At 50.0% G+C, this 23,953-nt stretch carries 18 protein-coding genes; 10 read left to right on the top strand and 8 right to left on the bottom strand.

Annotated features, from left to right (window positions below; translation table 11 throughout):
- Nucleotides 1–46 precede the first annotated feature (46 nt).
- Both CWE11_RS01870 and CWE11_RS01865 read left to right on the top strand, forming a co-directional pair.
- On the top strand, nt 47–1,174 hold the full coding sequence (locus CWE11_RS01870; RefSeq protein WP_126775898.1) for a WD40/YVTN/BNR-like repeat-containing protein: 1,128 nt from the start codon (nt 47–49) through the stop codon (nt 1,172–1,174).
- Nucleotides 1,175–1,189: 15 nt separating this feature from the next.
- Nucleotides 1,190–3,553: an efflux RND transporter permease subunit gene (locus tag CWE11_RS01865; protein WP_126775897.1), complete on the top strand. Its 2,364-nt coding sequence runs from the start codon at nt 1,190–1,192 to the stop codon at nt 3,551–3,553.
- 92 nt (nt 3,554–3,645) lie between these two features.
- Here CWE11_RS01865 and sbcB read toward each other — a convergent pair whose 3' ends face one another.
- Complete coding sequence (gene sbcB, locus CWE11_RS01860) at nt 3,646–5,082, bottom strand: exodeoxyribonuclease I (protein ID WP_126775896.1); 1,437 nt, start codon at nt 5,080–5,082, stop codon at nt 3,646–3,648.
- A 170-nt stretch (nt 5,083–5,252) separates the two neighbouring features.
- Here sbcB and CWE11_RS01855 point away from each other — a divergent pair, with 170 nt between their 5' ends.
- The 3 genes from CWE11_RS01855 to hrpA all read left to right on the top strand — a co-directional run bounded on the left by CWE11_RS01855 (nt 5,253) and on the right by hrpA (nt 10,590).
- Nucleotides 5,253–6,323: an isoaspartyl peptidase/L-asparaginase family protein gene (locus CWE11_RS01855; protein ID WP_126775895.1), complete on the top strand. Its 1,071-nt coding sequence runs from the start codon at nt 5,253–5,255 to the stop codon at nt 6,321–6,323.
- 4 nt (nt 6,324–6,327) lie between these two features.
- Entirely contained in the window at nt 6,328–6,744 is a 417-nt protein-coding gene (locus CWE11_RS01850; RefSeq protein ID WP_126775894.1) for a CBS domain-containing protein, read from the top strand.
- A gap of 81 nt (nt 6,745–6,825) precedes the next feature.
- Complete coding sequence (hrpA, locus tag CWE11_RS01845) at nt 6,826–10,590, top strand: ATP-dependent RNA helicase HrpA (RefSeq protein WP_126775893.1); 3,765 nt, start codon at nt 6,826–6,828, stop codon at nt 10,588–10,590.
- A 9-nt stretch (nt 10,591–10,599) separates the two neighbouring features.
- Here the strand turns inward: hrpA and CWE11_RS01840 are convergent, their stop codons facing one another.
- The gene (locus CWE11_RS01840) at nt 10,600–11,271 is read right to left on the bottom strand and encodes a hypothetical protein (RefSeq protein ID WP_126775892.1); all 672 of its coding nucleotides are present in this window, start codon (nt 11,269–11,271) and stop codon (nt 10,600–10,602) included.
- Nucleotides 11,272–11,297: 26 nt separating this feature from the next.
- The gene (locus tag CWE11_RS01835; RefSeq protein WP_126775891.1) at nt 11,298–11,903 is read right to left on the bottom strand and encodes a hypothetical protein; all 606 of its coding nucleotides are present in this window, start codon (nt 11,901–11,903) and stop codon (nt 11,298–11,300) included.
- A gap of 168 nt (nt 11,904–12,071) precedes the next feature.
- On the opposite strand from CWE11_RS01835, the gene CWE11_RS01830 reads away from it, so the two are divergent.
- Genes CWE11_RS01830 through prpF form a run of 5 tightly spaced genes read left to right on the top strand, consistent with a single transcriptional unit; the run spans nt 12,072 to nt 18,620 of the window.
- Entirely contained in the window at nt 12,072–12,788 is a 717-nt protein-coding gene (locus tag CWE11_RS01830) for a GntR family transcriptional regulator (protein WP_126775890.1), read from the top strand.
- A 4-nt stretch (nt 12,789–12,792) separates the two neighbouring features.
- Complete coding sequence (gene prpB, locus CWE11_RS01825; RefSeq protein WP_198675564.1) at nt 12,793–13,662, top strand: methylisocitrate lyase; 870 nt, start codon at nt 12,793–12,795, stop codon at nt 13,660–13,662.
- A 47-nt stretch (nt 13,663–13,709) separates the two neighbouring features.
- Nucleotides 13,710–14,834, top strand: a complete 1,125-nt coding sequence (gene prpC / locus CWE11_RS01820; protein ID WP_126775888.1) for a bifunctional 2-methylcitrate synthase/citrate synthase — start codon at nt 13,710–13,712, stop codon at nt 14,832–14,834.
- A 7-nt stretch (nt 14,835–14,841) separates the two neighbouring features.
- On the top strand, nt 14,842–17,430 hold the full coding sequence (gene acnD / locus CWE11_RS01815; protein WP_126775887.1) for a Fe/S-dependent 2-methylisocitrate dehydratase AcnD: 2,589 nt from the start codon (nt 14,842–14,844) through the stop codon (nt 17,428–17,430).
- A gap of 2 nt (nt 17,431–17,432) precedes the next feature.
- Nucleotides 17,433–18,620, top strand: coding sequence for a 2-methylaconitate cis-trans isomerase PrpF (gene prpF, locus CWE11_RS01810; RefSeq protein WP_126775886.1), 1,188 nt, complete (start codon nt 17,433–17,435; stop codon nt 18,618–18,620).
- Between the two features lie 150 nt (nt 18,621–18,770).
- On the opposite strand, the gene CWE11_RS01805 is transcribed toward prpF, so the two are convergent.
- From CWE11_RS01805 to CWE11_RS01785, 5 genes are all read right to left on the bottom strand, one after another.
- Nucleotides 18,771–19,043 (bottom strand): GrxA family glutaredoxin, encoded by a 273-nt coding sequence (locus tag CWE11_RS01805; RefSeq protein ID WP_126775885.1) that lies wholly within the window; start codon nt 19,041–19,043, stop codon nt 18,771–18,773.
- A 147-nt stretch (nt 19,044–19,190) separates the two neighbouring features.
- Entirely contained in the window at nt 19,191–19,454 is a 264-nt protein-coding gene (yfaE, locus tag CWE11_RS01800; protein ID WP_126775884.1) for a class I ribonucleotide reductase maintenance protein YfaE, read from the bottom strand.
- A 3-nt stretch (nt 19,455–19,457) separates the two neighbouring features.
- Nucleotides 19,458–20,588 carry a class Ia ribonucleoside-diphosphate reductase subunit beta gene (gene nrdB / locus CWE11_RS01795; RefSeq protein WP_126775883.1) on the bottom strand — a complete coding sequence of 377 codons (1,131 nt, stop codon included), beginning with the start codon at nt 20,586–20,588 and terminating at the stop codon, nt 19,458–19,460.
- 7 nt (nt 20,589–20,595) lie between these two features.
- Nucleotides 20,596–22,938, bottom strand: coding sequence for a class 1a ribonucleoside-diphosphate reductase subunit alpha (gene nrdA, locus CWE11_RS01790; protein ID WP_126775882.1), 2,343 nt, complete (start codon nt 22,936–22,938; stop codon nt 20,596–20,598).
- A gap of 309 nt (nt 22,939–23,247) precedes the next feature.
- Complete coding sequence (locus CWE11_RS01785; protein ID WP_126775881.1) at nt 23,248–23,943, bottom strand: HAD family hydrolase; 696 nt, start codon at nt 23,941–23,943, stop codon at nt 23,248–23,250.
- Nucleotides 23,944–23,953: the final 10 nt, after the last annotated feature.

The raw sequence follows: 23,953 nt of genomic DNA, 5'->3' as shown, positions 1-23,953 counted from the left end.
AGAAAGATCGGTTTGCCGATTCACTCGATATAACTGGAGTTCACTTATGATTCGGATTGCGTTGGCTGGTTGTTTCGCCACCCTGCTCGCAGTTCAGCCTGTATTGGCTGAGCGTTACGATCCGCTTTTCACCCCAGCCCCTCAGGCGCGTCTTGCGGAACAAGCCTTGCTCGTGGGTATGGATTCACACAATGGGCAATTAATTGCGGTCGGCGCCCTCGGCACCATTGTGATCCACCATGAGGCCTCGGGTTGGGTACAACAAAGGGTCCCAACGAGCGTCCTGTTAACCGCAGTGCAAGTCGTCGATGAAGAGCACATGTGGGCAGTAGGCCATGAAGGCGTTATCTTGCAGAGCACCGATGGCGGTGTCACCTGGGAGTTTCGCATGGATGGGCATCGCTTGTTGGAAAAAGAGTATGAGTGGCTGCAAGAGCGCGAGATTTATCTCGAAGATGCAATTGCCGATACCGATGATGAGTTTGAACGTGAAGAACTTGAATTTGCGCTCGATGAATTAGGGTTTCACATCGGCGGTGCAGAAATCCAGTTTGATGTCGGACCGACAAAACCATTTTTAGATGTTCATTTCTTTAATCGTGAGGTGGGCCTAGCGGTCGGCGCATACGGAACCATCGTGCGGACCGTGGATGGCGGTGCGAGTTGGGATGTCATTAATGCTGCGATTGATAATGTTGTGGGATACCACCCCAACAAATTGGTGACCAGTCCAGACGGAACACTCATTCTTGTTGGTGAGTCGGGGCTTCTCGCACGCAGTGAAGATCAGGGTGAAACCTTTGAAATGCTCGATTCACCTTACCACGGTTCGTTATTCGGTGCTTTATATGACGCGCAGGGTCAACTTTGGATCTATGGCCTCCGTGGAAACGTTTTTGTCTCCGATGATGACGGTGAGAGCTTTCTTCAGGTTCCCACCAATACTCGTTACAACATAAACAGTGGAACGGTACTGAGTGATGGGCGAGTGGTTTTAGTGGGACATTCAGGCGTGATTCTCGTGATTGATCCAGACACGTACGACGTGACTCTCTTTTCCCATGAATCAAATGTACCGCTGTCATCGGTCCGAGAAACGACCAATAACACCTTAATTTTAACCGGACGGGCTGGAGTGCAAACATTTCAGCTGCCAGCGGTCATTGGACACTAAAGGGGCCTTGAACTCATGCAAGAAACACTAAAAAACACGAGTCAGGGCAAGGCGTCGCTGGCTGAGAATCTCCTTTTCAAACACCGGTTACTCTGGGTGCTCATTTTTGCTGGCTTGACCGCTTTTCTTCTTTATCATGCGGCGCAGGTTCGCCCGGATGCAAGTTTCCGGAAGATGATTCCAGCCAACCACGAATTCGTGCAGAACTTTTTCAAATATGAAGATGACCTCGCCGCGCTTGGAAATGCAATTCGGGTCTCAGTTGAAACCACGGATGGCACTATTTTCGATGCGGATTTTCAAGAGCTACTCCGTGAAGTTACTGATGAACTCTCGTTCGTTCGAGGTGTGAATCGGTCTGGAATGCGCTCAATTTGGACGCCGAACGTCCGATGGTCAGAGGTCACAGAGGAAGGCTTTGTCGGTGGTCCTGTGATTCCTGCAACCTATGATGGTTCAGAGGAATCACTTGAACAGTTACGTCAGAATATATTGCGTTCCGGTACCGTCGGGGATTTAGTCGCAAATAATTTCCGTTCGGCGCTCATCTATGTGCCTTTGAATGAGGTTGACCCGGAGACGGGTGAGAGTTTGGACTATCATGAGTTTGGCCAACGCCTGGAGCGGGATATTCGAGAGCGGTTTGAATCTGACACGATCAATATCCAAATTGTTGGTTTTGCGAAGGTTGTTGGTGACTTGATTGATGGGGCATTGCTCGTTGGAGGGTTCTTCCTGCTCGCGATGCTCATTACGTTTGGGATGTTGTTCTTATACAGCCGATGCGTGAGAAGTTCGTTGGTTGTCCTCCTCTGTTCGGTCATCGCGGTGATTTGGCAGCTTGGTATTATTAAGCTGATTGGCAGTGGCATTAACCCATATTCGATGCTCGTCCCGTTCCTGGTCTTTGCGATCGGGGTAAGTCATGGGGTGCAGATCATCAATGCCGTGATGGCCAACCGTGCCGACGGTTTGGACAAGCTCCAAGCATCTCGACTCGCATTCCGAGGTTTGTACGCGGCAGGTCTTACCGCATTGGCATCTGACGCCATTGGTTTCACGACGCTGATGGTCATCGACGTGGCGGTGATCAAAGAGCTGGCAATTGCAGCAAGTATTGGTGTTGCGGTTATTGTTCTGACTAATCTTGGCTTACTGCCCATCTTGACTTCTTATCTCGATGTGTCGAAGGGCGGTGTGCGGTATCTGCAAAAAGTGCGTCAGAAACCACATCCAATTTTCGCGTTGTTTGGACGCTTTACCCAACCGAAATGGGCGGTCGGCGCTGTTGTGGTGGCTGGCTTGATGACGGTGTGGGGGCTTTACCAGGCACAAAACCTGCAGATAGGTGATTTAGATAGCGGCGCCCCAGAGCTGCGTGCTGACTCTCGCTATAACCTTGATAATGCGTTTCAGGTCGAGAATTACAGCGCCAGTACGGATATTTTTGTGGTGATGGTGGAGACTGCACCAGAGCAATGTATTCAGTACAACAATATGGCGCTGATGGACCGGTTCCAGTGGCACATGGAAAATGTACCTGGAGTCCAGAGCGTTCGCTCGATTGTTTATGTCTCAAAGTTAGGCATGGCGGGGATCAACGAAGGAAACTTGAAGTGGTCGAGTGTGAACCGCGATAACTTCGTCATCAATGCGTCCATTAATCAACGTCCGAGCGGTCTTTTTAATGGCGATTGTTCAATGGCCCCCATCATTCTTTATCTGAATGATCACAAAGCGGATACCTTGAACCGAGTCGTTGATGAGGTTCGAGCTTTTGCTGCGCAATACCCGTCGGATGATGTTGAGTTCTTGATGGCTGCTGGAAATGCAGGGATCGAGGCAGCGACAAATAAAGTCATTGAAGACGCACAAATGCGCATGCTGATGTGGGTGTACGGTGTCGTGATTGCCCTGTGTTTAATTACCTTCCGCAGTATTCGGACCGTACTGTGTATTGTTCTTCCGTTAATGTTTACGACGGTGACGAGCCAAGCCCTTATGTCGATGCTCGGTATCGGGGTGAAAGTTGCCACCTTACCCGTGATTGCACTTGGGGTTGGTATCGGGGTTGATTACGGGATTTATATCTACTCGAAGGTTCGCGAAGCCTTGAATCAAGGTATGGATCTGGCCGAGAGCTATATCTATGCACTATCGAAGACAGGTAAGGCGGTTGGCTTTACCGGTTTGACCTTGGCCATTGGTGTCGCAACGTGGATGTGGTCGCCGATCAAGTTCCAAGCGGATATGGGGCTACTACTTACCTTCATGTTCCTCTGGAATATGTTGGGTGCTTTGATTCTGATCCCAGCCCTCGCACGCTTGTTCCGTGTGGGGCCGAAGTCGGAACCCAAGGCAATCGGAATACCGTCTTAAACGTTTCGATGACTCAGCACATAAAAAACGCGTTCTTCGGAACGCGTTTTTTTATCTTAACGTACCGCGTGCGCGGGTAAAGGCCGGCGCCACTAGAGGCTTTGCGCGTGTTGATACAGTGCCTTTAGAATGGCCATTTTCTGTGGGTCAGACTCATGTTGATGTGCCAAGTTTTCAATGTGCAGGGCATACTCCTCAAGGCTTAGATATCCGTGACCACCATATTGCAGGCGCTCCTGACAGAACCGTCGCCATTTTTCCTGTTCGTGATTTGACAGCGTCGTCGGGAAATTTCGTGCCCGATAGCGGAACAGCAGTGGTGGAATGCGAGGGTCATCGAACGGAAGATCCATTCCGCCCAATTGTTCTGGACTGGCCCGTGCGATCAAATCCATGTGACTGCGCGCTTGCTGACTAAAAAAGCCGCCGGAATATAGTGCTTGATCAACATCATCTTCGCGTTCCGCCGCGTACTCACGCTCCTGACTTGCTGCGTGCAGGACGGTGGCTCGAAATGCTTCCGACTGTTGTAACAAGGTCAGCGTATTCAGCGCGTCGTGCTGCGACTGACCAAAGGTTCGCGCACGCGCTTCGCTTAAGGTTGCTCCAGGCGCCAGAAACGGGCATTGATTGAGAGCGATTGTGACGATACCGGGACGTTCTTGTGTGCCGAGTTCATCCTGTGGAGTAAGCCAGAGCTGCCGTAGCGACTCTGCATCCATCGCGAGAAACGTTTGGGGATCACAATCGAGCCGCCAAGCGATTAACTGATTTGGTTGGCGGGGCGAAAACCCGAGAGGCATAATCCAACGGGCATAGCCTGCGTCGGCACCATAATGGCCGCTGACATGAACCAGCATCGTTGATTGCACCATGGCTTTCTCAACAATCTGGGTTAGGGCATGTTTACGGCGGATATCGAAACAAAAATCGTACAGTTTGGGTTGAGCCGTTTTAATCACTTTGGCCAGCTCGATCGTTGCATACACATCGGCCAGTGCATCGTGCGCTTGACCGTGTTCTATCCCGTTTGCAGGGGCGAGTTGATCGAGTTTTAGAATCACTCGTCCTTCCTCAGTGGTTGGCCATTGTATTCCATCCGGCCGGAGCGCCCATGCTGAGCGCACGAGCGTGAGCAAATCCCAACGACTGTTTCCGTCTTGCCAGCTATAGGCATACGGGTCTAAAAAATTTCGATAAAACAAAAAGCGGGTTATCTCATCGTCGTAGCGAATATTGTTATAGCCACATACGGTCGTTTCCGGCTGCGCAAACTCCTTGAGAATGCGTCGAGCAAACTCGGCTTCAGGCAACCCTCGTTGGTTCGCAGTCTGCGGAGTGATTCCTGTAATTAAACATGCTTCTGGGTGCGGGAGGTAATCGGGGCTTAATTGGCAATACAGGCTCAGTGGCTTGCTAATGATGTTCAGTTCGCGATCCGTTCGTACGCCTGCAAATTGCATGGGGCGATCAACCCGCGGATTGACGCCACCTGCTTCGTAATCATGCCAGTATATTGTTGCTGTCATTGGTTTCAGCCAGTATCAGTTTCATTGATCTTTGGTCGCAAGCATATCATCGCGCTCCCCTTGTATGCGAGTTTCTAACCTGCGCATAATGACGAGAATCCGTAAGAAAATTCGGAAAGATCATCAGAAACCGTCTAAATTAATAATGAAAACCGAAGGGGAGACGTATCATGGGGAAAACACGCTTAGCACTGACAATTGCTGCAGTTATCACATTAGTTGGATGTGGCGCGGATTCAGGCGATGCTACCGGGCAAGCACAGGCTGCACAGCAGGATGAAGTAAACTTCGGATTGGTGATCCATGGCGGTGCAGGCACCATTACCCGCGAAAACATGACCCCAGAGCGCGAAGAGGCATTTAAGGCCGCATTGAACGCAGCACTTGATGCGGGGTACGCCATACTCGAAGCAGGTGGCGAGAGTATGGACGCTGTCATTGCTGCTATCCAAGTCATGGAGGAAGAGCCTTTATTCAATGCAGGGCGCGGGTCGGTTTATACCTTTGATGGTGGTCATGAACTTGATGCATCGATTATGCATGGCGGTTTACTCGACGCGGGGGCAGTCGCAGGGGTTCGGACAGTGAAAAGTCCAATTCAGCTCGCGCGCGAAGTGATGGAAAATAGTCGTCATGTTATGCTGAGTGCCGAGGGTGCAGCGGAGTTTGCTGAAGAACGCGGTCTTGAACTCGTCGAGAACAGTTACTTCAATACGGAGCACCGTTATGAGCAGTTGCAGCGTGCCCTTGAGCTCTTGCGGGAAGAAGACCGCACGGGCGATCAAATTGCGCAGTCCGGCACATGGGATCCCGCGTTTAATATGGGGACGGTTGGAGCGGTAGCGGTTGATCAGCGAGGTAATATTGTCGCAGGTACGTCAACCGGCGGGATGACCGCAAAACGCTACAATCGGATTGGTGATGCCCCCATTATTGGTGCGGGCACTTGGGCCGACAATGCGAGTTGCGGTGTCTCCGCAACGGGCCATGGAGAATACTTCATTCGTTACAACGTATCGGCACAGGTCTGTAGTCGTGTGAAATACTTGGGCGAATCCATTGAGGAAGCCGGCGCACATGTGATTCATAATGTGTTGCTACCGGTTGGTGGCACCGGCGGCGTAATCATCATGGATGCGCAAGGAAACTTTAGCATGCCGTTCAATACAGAGGGCATGTACCGCGGGGCACGAACGCAGCGTGAAGGTACGGTGATCGGAATTTATCAGCAGGAGGAGTGAATCTATGCGGTCGGTCAAAGTTCAGGATTACATGAATCGGCACCCAGTGAAATTTACCCGCTCAATGCCGGTAGAAACCGCAGTTTCGATGCTGGTTTCTGCAAACCAAAGTGGCGGTCCCGTTATTGATGAACACGGAGCAGTGATTGGCTTTCTGTCCGAGCAAGATTGCCTGGCGATGATGCTTGAAGGAACCTACCATAAGGAGCAGTCAGCGACGGTCGAGGATTGTATGAGTGCTGAAGTCGTCACCGTGAATTCAGATATGGCAATTTTGGATCTTGCCCAACAGCTCGGGAATCAACGTCCCAAGGTATATCCAGTGGTTGACTATGCAAACCAATTGGTTGGTGTGATAAGTCGGACCGATGTGTTGCGGGCGATTGATCTTCATTTACGGGATTCATACGCGAATCATTAATACAGGATTGTGCATAGGCGAGGGCCGTCTGGTTTGATAAACTGGACGGCCTTTTTCTTTGAATTTTTCCAAAATCATCCGATGTCTGAATTCAACACGAAGCGCGTTATTTCTTATCCCGAACAACTCCCTGTCGTGGCCGAGCGTCAGCGCATTCAAGCAGCTATTGAAGCAAATCAGGTGATCGTGCTCGCAGGAGAGACGGGTTCTGGCAAAACCACGCAGTTACCCAAGATGCTTCTTGAAATGGGCTATGGTGAACAGGGAGTCATTGGACACACGCAACCACGTCGGCTTGCAGCCCGCTCGGTTGCCCGACGGATCGCCGAAGAGCTCGCAGAGCCTTTGGGCCAGACAGTGGGTTATAAAATTCGTTTTCAGGACCAATCGTCCGAACACACGGCGATTAAATTGATGACGGATGGGATTTTGTTGGCTGAGCTGCAGCGCGACAGGCTCCTTCGTCAATACAGCGTCATAATTATTGATGAAGCGCACGAACGCTCTCTGAATATTGACTTTCTTCTGGGTGTATTGCGCCAACTTATTGAAAAAAGAGCGGACTTGAAAGTGATTATTACGTCCGCAACGATCGAAACTGAACGCTTTTCTCAACATTTCCGTGACGCACCAGTGATAGAGGTATCGGGGCGAACATATCCAGTTGAGATGCGTTACCGACCGCTCCTGAGTGAGGATAACGCACAAGACACGCGGGACACGGACGAAGTAGATATGCTCCAAGGGATTTGTGATGCCTCGGCCGAGTTAATGGCTGAGGGTCCCGGTGATATCTTGGTTTTTCTCAGTGGCGAGCGGGAAATACGCGATAGCGCTGATGCATTGAAGGAATTCCATCGGGATCATCGAGGACCGCTCGAGATCATTCCACTGTATGCTCGCTTATCGGCAAGCGAGCAAAATAGAATTTTCCAACCGAGTCAAGGACGCCGAATTGTTCTCGCAACCAATGTTGCGGAAACCAGTCTCACGGTTCCCGGTATACGTTATGTAATTGACCCAGGAACGGCACGAATTTCACGCTACAGCTATCGCACCAAGGTGCAACGATTGCCCATCGAGCCGATTTCGCAAGCGAGTGCCAATCAACGCGCGGGCCGGTGTGGGCGTGTGGGGCCCGGAATATGTATTCGGCTATACAGCGAGGCGGACTACCAACAACGGCCGGCCTTCACGGATCCGGAAATCCTACGGACCAATCTGGCCTCGGTCATTTTGCAAATGACGACATTGAAATTGGGTGATATACGCTCATTTCCTTTTTTACAGCGGCCCGACGAACGCTTTATTAACGATGGCGTGAGACTTCTTGAAGAGCTCGGTGCGTTTACTTCCGGTTCACGTCGTCGCCCACCGAAGCTGACGTCGATTGGCCGTGCGCTAGGGCGTTTCCCAGTTGATCCCCGATTAGGGCGTATGCTGCTTGCAGCGCAAGACCACCAATCTGTTCGGGAAGTTCTAATCATCGTAGCAGCATTGAGTATTCAAGATCCGCGTGAACGTCCTCACGATAAACAACAGCGAGCGGACGAACTGCATCGTCGCTTTCTTGACGAAAGCTCAGACTTTCTCAGTTATCTGAAGCTATGGGATTACTTACAAGAACAGCAAAAAGCGCTGACCGGAAATCAATTTCGCAAGCAGTGTCAAAAGGAGTTTATTCATTATTTGCGAGTGCGGGAGTGGCAAGACGTCTACACTCAGTTACGCCAAAGTGTGCGTGAGCAGGGGATGCGGATTAATGACGAACCTGCAACGAGCACGCAAGTTCATCGCGCTTTATTGAGCGGATTGCTCTCTCACATTGGACAAAAGGACGAGAAACACCAGTATCTCGGCGCGCGCCAAAGCCGTTTCTTTATTTTCCCAGGCTCAGGTGTATTTCGAAAAAAACCGAAATGGATCATGACCGCCGAGTTGGTAGAAACAAGCAAATTATACGGACGATATGTTGCAGGGATCGAACCTGAGTGGATTGAACCTGCCGCTGAACATTTGGTTCGGAAAAAGCATCATGAGCCTCGCTATTTGCGGAAACGTGGTGCAGTGGTTGCCACCGAACAGGTCACCTTGTACGGCTTATTGATTGTAACCGGGCGAATTGTGCAATACGGCCCTATCGATCCAGTCACAGCGCGCGAAGTATTTATTCGAGAAGCGCTGGTGAATGCACAAATGCAAAAACCACCAGCGTTCCTTAAAGCCAACCTTGAATTAATAGCCGATATACGCGCGCTTGAAGATAAATCACGTCGTCGTGACATCTTGGTGGATGAGGAAGCGCTTTACATGGCGTATGATCAGCATTTGCCCGCAGATATTTACGATGACCGTGCGTTGCTTGCATGGCTTAAAAAAGCGCGTCAAACAGACCCTCGAGTTTTGCATTTCACTCGAGAACAATTGATGCAGCAAGAAGCCACCCATGTGACCGAGAATCAATATCCCGATACCTGGACGCAGGGGCGTTTGCGCCTTCCACTCCAGTACCTATTTGAGCCCGGTGACCCAGATGATGGCGTGTCGGTCGATATTCCGTTGCCGCAGTTAAATCAAGTTCAGCCATACGGCTTTGATTGGCAAGTTCCGGCATTTCGTGAAGCGCTTATTGTCGCGTTGATTAAGTCGCTACCAAAACAATGGCGTCGCAATTTTGTTCCTGCGCCAAATTATGCGCGTGCGTTTTTTGAAAGCGTGGATGCGTCCTTGATTGGTAGCGAAACATCGCTCGTTCATTCAATGACTCAGCGCTTCAAACGAATGAGTGGGATTGAAGTTCCGCCGGACGCTTGGCAGTGGGACTTGGTCCCAGACCATTTAAGAGTAAACTTCCGTGTACTTGATGAACATGACCAAGTGATTGCGCGGGGCAGGGACCTCCGTCAAGTTCAAGTTCAGCTGCAGCCGAAAGTTACCGAAACTCTGGTAGCGACCGCTGGAGATGATGTCGAGCAATCTGGCTTGACGGATTGGACGTTCGGCCAAGCTCCTCGACCCGTTGAAAAGAAAACAGGCCGCTTCGCCATTCAAGCGTTTCCGGCACTTCAGGATGAAGGGAAAACTGTCGCAATTCGCGTGTTCGATAACCCGGAGGAAGCAAGACAAGCAAATCGTCAGGGCCTGCGTAAATTAGTCCTTTTGCAGATCCCTTCACCGGTGAGTTATTTACGCGAGAAGCTCCCTAACAAGGCGAAGCTCGCAATGTACTTCAACCCGTGGGGACGAGTTGAGTCGTTGATTGAAGATTGCATGTTGGCCGCGATCGATAGCTTGATCGGTGAGAGTGAACCTAAAAATGAAACTGAGTTTCGCGCCCTGTGCGATCGTGTTCGAGCCGAACTGAATGATAAAACGTTGTCGATTGCGCAACAGGTCGAACGTTGTCTTTTACTCAGCCATCAAATACAAAAACAGTTAAAAGGTAAGATCCCGTTACCTCTGGTGAACTCCTACAATGATGTCAAAGCACACCTTGAACGCTTGGTCTATCCAGGGTTTGTCAGTGATTTTGGAGAAGCCCGCCTGAGTGACGCCGAGCGTTATCTGAAAGCGCTCGCTCAACGGGTCGAGAAATTACCTGTTGATCCAAACAAAGACCGTCTCCGGTGCCTTGTTTTTGAAAAACTAGAGTCACGTTGGCAGGCTCTGGAGAAGAAAATTCTTCCAGGCGAAGCTGCGCCAGATGAATGGACTGAGTTTCGTTGGTATCTCGAGGAGTTTCGGGTCTCGACGTTTGCTCAACAACTCGGAACCGCATTCCCAGTATCTGAACAGCGCTTAAAACAGCGGCTCGATGAGATTGAAGCGCTCATGTCCAAAGCATAGAGCAGCGCGTCAGGATTTATTGAGGAGCGTCCAGCGGTACTGGGTGTGTTGCCACATCCAGGCAGTAAACAAGTAAAAAAACGACATCAACAAGGATACATTCCACGCAGCCGCGTTTTCCATTTGACTCGACCAGCTTAATTCGAGCGTCTTGACGGTCAACTGGACCATGGCAAAGCCCCATGCGATGATGATAAGACTTGCTTGGGCTTGTAAAAGGCGTTTGAGGCGTCTGTGGAGAACTTCTGTTTTCGCATGAAGCCAATGAATACTGAACATTTGGGCGAGTGCGGTAAACGCAAAATAAAAAAGAATTCCTTGTTCACGCATGAAGCGGTAGAAATCCCCTTCGGTCCCCAAAAAATCCACATACAATATGAGAAAAACTGCACCGATGACGCCACTGATCAGCACGTGGAACGGGCGTTTGCCTGTGATGTGGGCTAGCCAGTGATAATGAAGGTACCAAAATGCAAACAAAAAGACGGCAATGGGCATCATGAGCCCGCGAAACCAAAAGATGGCGCTCCCGAGCCGAGCGGCTCGGCTGATGGATGTGCACCCATGCAAATAGGGTATGCATTCGTACGCAACCCCTTCGAATCGTCCAATCAGGTATGCTCCGTTTGCTGCTAAAATTGGAATTAAAAAAACGATCCAAGCAATGTGCTTGGGTTGCATAGGGGCTCCTTTGTTCGGCTCTTTGATTACTTCTGATGAACTTGACGCCAATAGTTTGTTGAATTGTTGACGAAAAGTGTCCAGCTATCAAGCTCTGCAATGAGATCTGCGTTGTTGTAATGGTCTTTGTATGGAATCTGTTGATTCATGTATTGCGAGCACCGATTTAAAATTGAATTCCAGCGTTGCGCATACCCATTCTCTTCCGCGGCCACCCGAAGCGCCTGTTCACGTGCTGCAGCGATGTGATTCAGTGAGGGGGCTGTGAGGTTGTTGTAGCACACCGAGTAGGTATTGGACGCAAGGCACTGATTGAAATTATCGCTGTAAGGCTCAACCCATTGCCAGGCGATTTGAATCTGTCGATCGGCCTGAAGATGAAGGTTCTCTATACGGTTTCCACCGTAGGTTGCCCGTAAGCCGTTCACGTCATGTTGGCAGGCCGTCGCCTCGCGCTGGTAGATTCCGCGATCAACACACTGTTGCCGCGCCCACATATCATTGGGGTGCCGATTATAGCACTCGGATGCCAAACTGAAATTAGCCGCTTCTGTTGCGTCACATCCTGTGAGTGAAAAAGGAAGCGCGATACTGAATCCACAGACCGCGGAGAGAAGGATAAACCGACGCATAAAGCCTCCGTTGATGTGTTGTACTGTTCGAAATATAAGCAGAAATACCGAATTCACCAACTAATTTTTTACATTTACGGTAATTGGTGCTGGATTGTCGACAATCAAGGCGTCGTTTTCTTGAAAATGTCATATTTGAAGCGTATTATTCAGGTCCGATCATACCCTATGTCGACAATTGCGAGCACTTCAGTGAACGGATATGCCCCCACATGGCGTTTGCCAATTACCAGTTCCGATCGGGTTCTATTTGAAATCCAGCGGGCCATTGTGGAAGGAGAAATTCCCGCAGGGAGCAAAATCAGCGAGCCCGAGCTTGCGCGACGTTTTTCCGTCAGTCGCGCTCCGCTCCGTGAGGCATTGGCGCGTTTAGAACGCTGCCATTTAATTGAACGGACGCCAAACGCGGGAGCGCGGGTGGTGACCCTCTCCCATGAGGGACTGATTTCGCTTTACCAGTTGCGCGAGGAGCTGGAAGGTCTTGCTTGTCGCTTGGCTGCCGAACATATGCCACACGATGAGATCGAGGAAATGCAGGCGTTGTTAAATCGTCATCTGGAAACACAACGGGTACGCGAAGGGGAAAGTTATTACCAAGAAGCCGGTGATCTTGATTTTCATTACCGAATCATTCTTGGGAGTAAGAATCCCTATCTGATTAATATTCTGTGCGACGAACTTTATTTTCTGGTCCGGATGTATCGCGTCCAGATGGGGATGAACGGGCCGCGAGTCTCGCGGGCCTTTGATGAACATAAAGCAATTTTACAGGCCATTGCGAATCGTGATGGCGAACTCGCCGACCTTCTGATGCGTCGCCATATTGGCGCATCACGACGAAATGTTGAAATTCAATTACAGAACACAAGGAAAGAACATGACTAAGATACTGAGCGCAGGTGCAAAGTTACGCCAAGCGGTTGCGCAGGAAAAGCCCCTTCAGATCGTTGGGACGATTAATGCCTACACTGCGATGATGGCGGAACGAGTCGGTCACAAAGCACTTTATTTGTCCGGAGCAGGTGTTGCGAATGCATCGTTTGGTCTACCGGACCTTGGAATGACCTCTTTGAATGACGTGTGTGAGGACATCCGCCGCATTACGGGAGCGACAGAGTTACCCTTGTTGGTGGATGCAGACACCGGGTGGGGCGGTGCGTTTAATATCGCTCGCACCGTAAAAGAAATGACGCGGGCGGGTGCTGCTGGTTTTCACATTGAAGATCAAGTCGCACAGAAACGCTGTGGGCACCGTCCGAATAAAGAAATTGTTACCCAAGGGGAAATGGTTGATCGCGTGAAAGCAGCCGTTGATGCTCGTCCAGACGATCAGTTTTTGATCATGGCGCGAACAGATGCATTGCAACAGGAGGGATTAGACGCAGCGATAGAGCGTGCTCAGGCCTGTGTCGAAGCAGGTGCCGACGCTATTTTTGCCGAGGCAGTGCACACCCTAGAGCAATACGAAGCGTTCACGAAAGCACTTTCGGTTCCCGTTTTGGCGAATATCACTGAATTTGGTGCAACACCCTTGTTTAATAAAGAGGAATTGGCCAGTGTCGGGGTAGAGATGGTGCTCTATCCACTCAGTGCCTTCCGCGCTATGAACAAAGCAGCCTTGAATGTCTATGAGAGTATTCTGGCACACGGTGATCAAAAAGCGGTGGTTGAAAGCATGCAAACGCGGGCTGAACTGTACGACTTTTTGAACTATCACGCGTTTGAAGACAAGCTTGACTCATTGTTTGGTAAAAAATAACCCAACGACGTATCCCGAATTACATTAGATATTGGAAGGAGAGAATCATGGTCGATAAAAAATTAGGTGGCGCAGGTTTGCGTGGACAAGTAGCTGGCGAAACTGCGTTATGCACGGTCGGGAAAAGTGGCTCTGGATTGACGTATTACGGATATGATATTAAAGAACTTGCCGACAAAGTATCGTTCGAAGAAGTCGCTTATTTGCTGGCCCATGGTGAACTCCCAAATAGTGATCAATTAATCGCTTATCGTGGCCGTCTCAAAACGTTGCGCGGTTTGCCGCAAAGCTTAAAGGATGTTCTTGAGCGGATTCCCGCCGATGCCCACCCGATGGATGTCATGCGCACCGGCTGTTCATTCCTTGGAAATATCGAAGGCGAGGAAGATTTCAGCCAAGCAGACGACAAAATTGAGCGGCTACTTGCTGCATTCCCAAGCATTCTGTTGTACTGGTATCGCTTCAGTCATGAAGGGGTTCGCATCGAAACGGAAACAGATGATGAATCGATTGGTGCGCATTTCTTGCATTTACTCCATGACAAGAAGCCCTCTGAGCTGCATACCGCAGTAATGAACACCTCGCTTATTCTGTATGCTGAGCACGAGTTTAATGCCTCTACATTTACCGCCCGGGTGTGTGCCTCAACACTGTCTGATATTTTCTCTTGTGTGACGGGTGCCATTGGTTCGTTGCGCGGCCCATTGCATGGTGGCGCGAACGAAGCAGCCATGGATCTGATTCAGGACATGAAAGATCCCGATCATGCTGAAAAAACCTTGATGGAAATGCTGGCGCGCAAAGAGAAGATCATGGGCTTTGGACACGCGGTCTATCGTGAATTCGATCCACGTAATGACATTATTAAAGAATGGTCGGAAAAGCTTGCGAAAGAATTTGGCGATAGCCGCTTATATGATGTCTCGGTGCGCTGCGAAGAGGTGATGTGGCGGGAGAAGAAGTTGTTCCCCAACGCAGACTTCTTCCATGCGTCTGCCTACCATTACATGGGGATTCCAACCAAGCTGTTCACGCCAATCTTTGTGATGTCGCGTGTTACAGGGTGGACTGCGCACGTGAAAGAACAACGTGCAAATAATCGAATCATTCGCCCAAGCGCTGACTATACGGGCCCTGCGCCGCGTAAAGTACCTGCGTTGAACGAACGGTAAGGTCATTATGAATACATCGTATCGCAAACGTTTACCGGGAAGCCATCTTGAGTATTTCGATACGCGAGAAGCGGTAAACGCTATCCAACCGGGAGCCTACGAAGGGCTCCCTTACACGTCTCGTATTCTTGCGGAGAACCTCGTCCGTCGGTGTGAGCCGGACCAGTTGACTGCAAGTCTGAAACAACTGATCGAGCGCAAACGCGATCTCGACTTTCCGTGGTTTCCCGCCCGTGTGGTGTGTCACGATATTCTGGGTCAAACGGCGCTTGTCGATCTAGCCGGTTTGCGTGATGCAATCGCGGAGCAGGGCGGTGATCCTGCGAAGGTAAACCCTGTGGTTCCGACTCAGTTAATTGTTGATCACTCGCTCGCGGTGGAACATGCTGGTTTTGAAAAGGATGCGTTCGAGAAGAATCGAGCCATCGAGGACCGTCGGAATGATGACCGGTTCCATTTTATTAATTGGACCAAAACGGCATTTAAGAATGTCGATGTGATTCCACCGGGGAACGGCATTATGCACCAAATTAACTTGGAGAAAATGTCTCCTGTGGTGCAAGTCCGTGATGGTGTGGCGTTTCCAGACACTTGTGTGGGAACAGACAGTCATACCCCAATGGTAGATGCGCTTGGCGTCATTTCCGTGGGTGTCGGTGGATTGGAAGCGGAGAGTGTCATGCTTGGCCGAGCTTCTTACATGCGCTTGCCCGACATTATTGGGGTTGAGCTTGTTGGGAAGCTGAAGCCAGGTATCACAGGGACTGATCTGGTGCTCGCCATTACAGAATTTCTGCGTCGTGAGCGAGTGGTAGGAGCCTATCTCGAGTTCTTTGGTGAGGGCGCGGATGGCTTATCTATTGGTGATCGCGCGACGATCTCGAATATGACCCCAGAATATGGCGCAACAGCGGCTATGTTCTATATCGATGATCAAACCATTGATTACTTAAAACTAACAGGACGTGATGACGACCAAGTCGCGTTGGTTGAGTCCTATGCGAAACATACGGGGCTCTGGGCCGACAGTTTAAAGACTGCGGAATATGAACGTGTGCTTCGCTTTGATTTAAGTACCGTTGAGCGGAACTTGGCAGGCCCCTCCAATCCGCATGCCTTGCTCCCAGCACGTGAGTTAAGCAGCCGCGGTATTGCCGGTGCGTGGACGCAAGAAGACGGCAAAATGCCTGATGGCGCTTGTATTATTGCTGCCATTACGTCCTGTACTAACACCAGCAACCCACGCAATATGATTGCTGCAGGCTTAATTGCCCGCAACGCGAACAAATTGGGTCTGGTCCGCAAGCCATGGGTAAAGACTTCTCTCGCGCCTGGGTCTAAAACCGTCAAAATGTATCTTGAAGAGGCAAGTTTGTTGCCTGAGTTGGAACAGCTAGGATTTGGCGTTGTTGGATTCGCTTGTACCACATGTAATGGCATGAGTGGTGCGTTGGATCCTAAAATTCAGCAGGAGATCGTTGAACGGGATCTGTATGCCACGGCGGTGTTGTCTGGGAATCGCAATTTCGATGGTCGCATCCATCCCTACGCAAAACAAGCGTTCTTGGCATCGCCTCCCTTGGTTGTTGCCTATGCGATTGCAGGGACAATTCGCTTCGATATCGAAAAAGATGCGTTGGGATTTGACGCGAATGGTAATGCGATCACATTGAAAGATATTTGGCCAAGTGACGAAGAAATCGATGCGATTGTAAAGCAGGCTGTAAAGCCGGAACAGTTCAAAAAAACCTACGACCCCATGTTTGAGCTTAACGTGGATTACGGCACACAGACCAATCCGCTGTATGAATGGCGCCCTCAGAGCACCTATATTCGTCGTCCGCCCTACTGGGAAGGCGCGCTCGCAAATGAGGTGAGTTTAAAAGGAATGCGTCCACTCGCTGTGCTTGGGGACAACATTACGACCGATCATTTGTCTCCATCGAATGCAATCATGGCTGACAGTGCAGCGGGAGAGTATCTCGCCAGCATGGGTGTGCCGGAAGAGGATTTCAACTCATACGCCACGCACCGAGGGGATCACCTGACCGCACAGCGAGCAACCCTTGCGAATCCGAAGCTGTTTAACGAAATGGTTTTGGAAGATGGAAAAGTGAAGCAAGGTTCATTGGCGCGTATTGAGCCGGACGGTAAAGTCGTTCGCATGTGGGAGGCGATCGAAACCTACATGGAGCGGAAGCAACCGTTGATTATTATTGCAGGTGCGGATTACGGTCAAGGCTCTTCACGTGATTGGGCAGCGAAAGGTGTGCGGCTCGCCGGAGTCGAGGCAATTGTAGCCGAAGGCTTTGAGCGAATTCACCGGACGAACTTGATTGGGATGGGGGTCATGCCACTTGAGTTCGAACCGGGCACGACACGTAAATCATTGCACATTGATGGAACCGAAGTCTTTGATGTCGAAGGCGAGCCTTCACCAGGCGCCAAGCTAACTCTCGTGATTCATCGTGAGAATGGTGAGACAAGTAAAATTCCAGTGAAATGTCGCTTGGATACCGCTGAAGAACTGACAATTTATTCTGCTGGCGGTGTGTTGCAGCGATTCGCAAAGGACTTCCTTGAGGCAGGAGCTTAATCATGCGTACCGTACCTCAAGTGAAGATCCCCGCGATTTACATGCGGGGCGGCACGAGCAAGGGCGTTTTCTTTCGCCTTGATGACCTTCCTCCGGCTGCTCAGCAGCCGGGGAAGGCAAGGGATGCGTTGTTGCTGCGTGTGATCGGAAGCCCAGATCCCTATCAAAAGCAAATTGATGGCATGGGTGGGGCAACCTCCAGTACGAGCAAAAGCGTTATTGTGTCTCAAAGCTCGCAACCAGACCATGATATTGACTACTTGTTCGGTCAGGTGAGTATTGATAAGGCGTTTGTGGATTGGTCTGGAAATTGTGGAAATCTCTCCGCTGCGGTGGGACCTTTTGCCATTCATAGTGGCCTGATTCCTCCTGCCCGAATTCCAGAGAACGGCACGGTGACCGTGCGGATCTGGCAAGCGAATATTGGAAAAACCATCATTGCACATGTTCCAATCCAAGACGGTCAAGTGCAAGAAACTGGAGATTTTGAACTGGATGGCGTTACGTTTCCGGCGGCTGAGGTCCCAATTGAATTTATGGATCCTGCCGCGGATGACGGTGATGCTGGTTCCATGTTTCCAACCGGCAATCTGGTCGATGATTTTGAAGTGCCCGGATTGGGTCGCTTGCAAGCTACGTTTATCAACGCCGGGATCCCGACGATATTCGTGAACGCAGAAAGTATTGGTTACACCGGTACGGAACTGCAGGGCGCAATCAATGAAGATCCAAAAGCACTTGCAATGTTTGAACTGATTCGCGCTCATGGTGCGCTAAAAATGGGCCTTATCCGCGATTTGCAGGAAGCGGAGTCTCGTCAGCACACCCCCAAAATCGCGTTTGTTGGCGCACCACAAAGTTATACGACTTCCAGTGGTAAAGGTGTGGATTCGGCTGATATTGATTTGGTGGTGCGGGCACTGTCTATGGGGAAGCTACATCATGCCATGATGGGCACAGCGGCAGTTGCCATTGGCACAGCTGCAGCGGTCCCTGGAACGCTTGTGAATCAAGCAGCAGGTGGTGGCGAACGCTCTGAAGTGACCTTTGGACATCCTTCGGGCACCTTGCGCGTAGGTGCTGAAGTGGCACAGGTGAACGGACAATGGACAGCAACTAAAGCCCTGATGAGTCGTAGTGCGCGAATTCTCATGGAAGGTTGGGTGCGTGTCCCGGGTGACTCCTTCTAGAACCACCGCAATGAGTCGCTTTGGTTGCACGGGCAGGTCGGGTATTCCCTCGTCAGCAACACGTCGGATCAAGGTGCGTATACAGGAGGAAGGCCCGCAATATGATTGAGCGGGCCTTTTTTATGGAACTTTTATGGCTGTCGTCGACACTCAGGAAACGTTGGCGTAGAGCCCGAGGTTTGCTTTTGCGTACGCTTCAAATTCGGTACAGCCACCAATGTGCGTTTCATCCACAAAAATTTGGGGGACAGTCATCACTGGCTTACCAATGGTTTTCTCTAAGTCGGCTTTGCTGATCCCTTCTTTCATCATATCGACATAGCGATACTCGAAATCGTCGCGATCGCTAGCAAGTTTTGCGGCGATTTGTTCTGCGCGAACGCAGAAAGGACAACCGGGGCGACCGAAAATAACCGTCAACATGTAGAGTACCTCATCATAATTTCGTACGCGTGTACGTGCAGTTGTTGCACAAAGTAATATGGCGCGCAGTATGCCAAAACAGCAGCGGAAAGTGAAATCGAGAAAAGCGATACCCCTGTTCGGTTTGTGGCTTTTGGTTTCTGTGGGTTAGGTGTGTTCGAGCTCGAGATCGGAGGTCGCTCGGCAGACACAGGGCAATATGTCACCTGGGCGGACGTAGGCGAGGGGATCGGCGAGGTATTCAACCGTGCCTGAGATGAGCTTGGTTCGACATGCACCACAAAAACCATTCCGACAATGGTAACGAGTCTCAAGTCCGGTTGCTTCCATCGTTTCAAGCAAAGAGGCCGGGGCATCTGCCTCGACCTCTGTGGTAATCTGCTGATTAATGACGATACGAAAGCAACTCATGGCTTACAGATCGAAATCTCCAAAGTCGTCGACGCTGACTTGACTGTCGATCTGGCCGACCAAATAGGAGCTGATCTCAGCTTCTTGCGGTGCAACCTGTACGTTGTCTGAAACCAGATATTTGTTCATCCAAGGAAGAGGATTGCTTTTCTGCTCATACTCGGGTTCAAATCCAATCGCTTGCATGCGCAGGTTGGCAATGTACTCAACGTATTGACAGAGAATCTGCTCGTTCAATCCAATCATTGAACCATGCTGGAACAAATAGTTGGCCCATTTCTTCTCTTGCTGAACCGCTTTGCGAAAAATCTCAAGCGCTTCTTCGCGGCACTCTTTGGCGATTTCTTGCATCTCGGGATCGTCTTCACCGTGCTGCCACAGATTGATGATGTGTTGTGTTGACGTGAGATGGAGGTTTTCATCCCTCGCGATCAAGCGGATAATCTTAGCATTCCCCTCCATCAACTCACGTTCTGCGAATGCGAAGGAACAAGCAAAGCTGACATAAAAACGGATTGCCTCGAGGGCATTCACTGAATTAATGCACAAAAAAAGCTTTTTCTTCAGATTTCGAACATTCACATGGTAGGTTTCCCCGTCGAGAGTCACCTCACCTTCGCCGTAGGTTTGCCACAGTTGTGTATGGAAAATAAGGTCATCGTAGTACTTTGAGATATCCGTCGCGCGCAACTGGATTTCCTCGTTAGTTACGATGTCATCAAAAACTGCACTTGGATCGCTGAACAAGTTCCGCAAGATATGCGTGTATGAGCGTGAGTGAATGGTCTCTGAGAACGCCCAAGTTTCAATCCAAGTTTCGAGTTCTGGTAAAGACACGATAGGGAGGAGGGCGATATTTGGACTCCGTCCTTGTACAGAATCGAGCAACGTCTGATACTTCAGATTGGAAATAAAAATATGTTTTTCCGAATCTGAAACCTTCTGAAAGTCGACCCGATCACGGCTGACATCCACTTCCTCAGGGCGCCAGAAAAAGCTCAGTTGTTTTTCAATGAGCTTTTCAAATATTGGATGACGCTGTTGGTCGTAACGCGCTACGTTCACTGGGTTCCCAAAAAACATAGGTTCGCCCAGTGGGTTGACGTTCGTTTGATTAAACGTTGAATATCGCATGATTACCTCAAATTTTGCATGCGCCACCGGCACAATCATCATCTTCTTCAATGACGGCGGTGACCGCTTGCGAATTTTCTGCGTTCGCTTCTAACTTCTTCCGCATCGCAGCACTCATGTCCGTTTGGCTGTCTGAGGCACCATCACGCGTATTGTGGTAGTACATCGTTTTAACACCCAACTTGTAGGCGTAGAGCAAATCTTGCAGAAGTTGTTTCATCGGAACTTTGCCACCTTCAAACTTCGATGGGTCATAATTGGTATTTGCAGAGATGGTTTGATCAACAAACTTCTGCATAATTCCAACGAGTTCCAGATACCCTTTGTTACTCGGAATTGTCCAAAGCAGTTCATACTGATCTTTCAAATTCTCATAATCTGGCACCACTTGTTTGAGGACCCCATCTTTCGATGATTTGATGCTCACATGGCCACGCGGTGGCTCGATGCCATTGGTCGCATTTGAGATTTGTGAAGACGTCTCAGATGGCATGAGTGCTGATAGTGTGGAGTTTCGCAATCCATACTGTTGGACTGACTTGCGTAGAGCATCCCAATCGTAATGGAGCGGCTCGCTGCAGATTGCATCGAGATCTTTTTTGTATGTGTCGATGGGCATAATACCCTCGGCATAAGTGGTCTCATTAAACTTCGGACAGGCACCTTTCTCTTTCGCTAGCTCATTCGATGCTTTCATTAAGTAATATTGGATTGCTTCAAACGTGCGGTGAACCAAGTTATTGGCACTGCCATCGCTGTAGCGGACGCCATTCTTCGCCAAATAGTAAGCGAAGTTAATCACCCCAATCCCAAGCGTCCGACGCGCCATAGAGGCATTTTTGGCTGCTGGAACCGGATAGTCTTGATAATCAAGGAGACTATCCAGTGCACGGACTGCTAGATCGGCGAGCTCTTCAAAGTCATCCAATGATTGGATGGCTCCTAAGTTAAATGCTGAGAGGGTACAAAGCGCGATCTCGCCTTCTTCATCGTTGATGTGCTGCAAAGGCTTGGTTGGGAGCGCGATTTCCAAACACAGGTTACTTTGGCGAACCGGCGCCAATTTTGGATTGAACGGACTGTGGTTGTTGGTATGGTCCACATTCTGTAAGTAAATTCGGCCGGTGCTTGCGCGCTCTTGCATAAACAGGCTGAATAGCTCAATCGCTTTAATGCGCTTCTTGCGAATGCTTTCGTCGGCTTCGTACTGAACATAAAGACGCTCGAACTCATGCTGATCCGCGAAGAATGCATCATATAACCCGGGCACATCGGATGGACTAAACAGGGTAATGTACTGGTCTTTGACCAACCGTTGATACATAACCTTGTTAAACTGCACGCCGTAATCCAAATGCCGGACACGGTTCTCTTCTACACCACGATTGTTTTTGAGCACAAGGAGTGACTCAACTTCTAGATGCCAGAGTGGGTAGAACAAAGTGGCTGCGCCGCCACGGACACCGCCTTGCGAACAGCTTTTGACGGCAGTTTGGAAGTATTTGAAAAATGGAATACATCCCGTGTGGAAGGCCTCACCATTACGAATGGGGCTGCCAAGAGCGCGGATACGTCCTGCATTAATCCCGATACCTGCGCGCTGTGATACATATTTTACGATGGCGCTTGCGGTTGCGTTAATGGAATCGAGGCTGTCGCCACACTCAATCAAAACACACGAGCTGAATTGGCGTGTTGGTGTCCGTACACCCGACATAATGGGTGTGGGCAGTGAAATTTTGAACTGTGAAGTCGCATCGTAGAACCGACGAACATAGTCCAGACGCGTTTCCCGAGGGTAATCAGCGAACAAACATGCAGCGACCAGAATGTAGAGGAACTGGGCACTCTCGTAGACATCACCGGTTACGCGATTCTGTACCAAGTATTTGCCTTCAAGCTGCTTTACCGCTGCGTATGAAAAATTCAGATCGCGACTATGGTCAAGGTAGCTATTCAACTGCTCGAACTCTTCCTTGGTGTAGTCATCGAGAAGATGTTGGTCGTAGCGGTTCATACCGACCAGTCGACTTACATGTGCGTATAGGTGCGGTGGTTCAAATTGCCCGTAGGCTTTCTTGCGCAGGTGGAAGATCGCAAGGCGTGCAGCGAGGTATTGATAGTCTGGAGCTTCTTCACTGATGAGATCAGCGGCTGCACGAATAATGGTTTCATGGATATCCGCTGTTTTAATTCCATCGTAAAACTGGATCCGAGCTTTTAACGCGACCTGGGAAACCGAGACATTACGAAGCCCTTCAGCGGCCCAGTGAATGACACGGTGAATCTTTTCGAGATCGAGTGGTTCGCGGTTTCCATCGCGTTTTGTGACATAGATTGACTGGCTCATAGGACCCTCGCAGGTGTTTTTGGTCTTATCACTATATCTTGTGTTTCAAGATCGAACGTGGCGGGATTTCACACAATATATAGTGTTGCGGTGTAAGTCGTATGCTAGTCATGGATGGGGGTTTGATCAAGCGAAGAATTTCGCTTTTTTCATGCCGGGGTGGGTTGCAAAATGAGAATTTCACGCAACTCAAGGCGTAGCGGCGAATTTCTGATTTTAGAATGATTGGTTATTTCGTTAAGTTTTTATAATACAAAGAGGAATATATGATCTTTGCTTACATGGGCGTTTGCAGCGCAAGATCCAAGGTCATGAATGAAATGGATCAGAAAACCATTCTATCAGCTCCGAAATGCATTGAATTTCATAATCGGCCGCCCACAATTCTGGACGATCGTCTTCTCCAAGATAGCCATAAGTGGCGAGCACCGTTTTCATCTGCGCTCGTCGGCCCGCTGTGATGTCGCGCTCAGCATCGCCCACGTAGAGACACTGCGTTGGGGCGAGCCCCAACTGTTCTGCGGCGAAGCGTAACGGAGCAGGATCGGGCTTACTCACCGGTAGCGTATCACCACAGACTACGACGTCGATTGCCGCAAGGGCAGGAAACTCGGCAAGAACGAGATCTGTGTAGCGGGTTGGTTTGTTGGTAACGATACCTAATCGCACGTTCTTTTCTACCAAGCGAGCTAACGTCTCTTCGACATGCGGGAACAATTGGGTGTGGACGCAGACATTCGTCTCATAAATCGCCAGGAACTCTTGTCTTAGCGCGTGTTTATCAAACCGTTCAAGCGAACTTCCAAATCCAAATTGCAAAAGTCCCATCGAACCATGGGATGCATAAGGCCGGTATTCTTCAGCAGTTTTTATGGGTAATTGATATTTCTTTAACACTTCGTTCAGAGCAAAGCCGAGATCTGGAGCCGTATCGAGAAGTGTGCCATCAAGATCAAAAAGGATCGCTTGTGGTGCGGTACGTACAGGATCGTTTTTGGTGGTCATGGGATTGTTC

Source organism: Aliidiomarina sanyensis (assembly GCF_003987175.1).
In the GTDB taxonomy this organism is placed as follows: domain Bacteria; phylum Pseudomonadota; class Gammaproteobacteria; order Enterobacterales; family Alteromonadaceae; genus Aliidiomarina; species Aliidiomarina sanyensis.
Note: the sequence above shows the minus strand (reverse complement) of the source record. Positions and strands in the feature narration are given on the sequence as shown.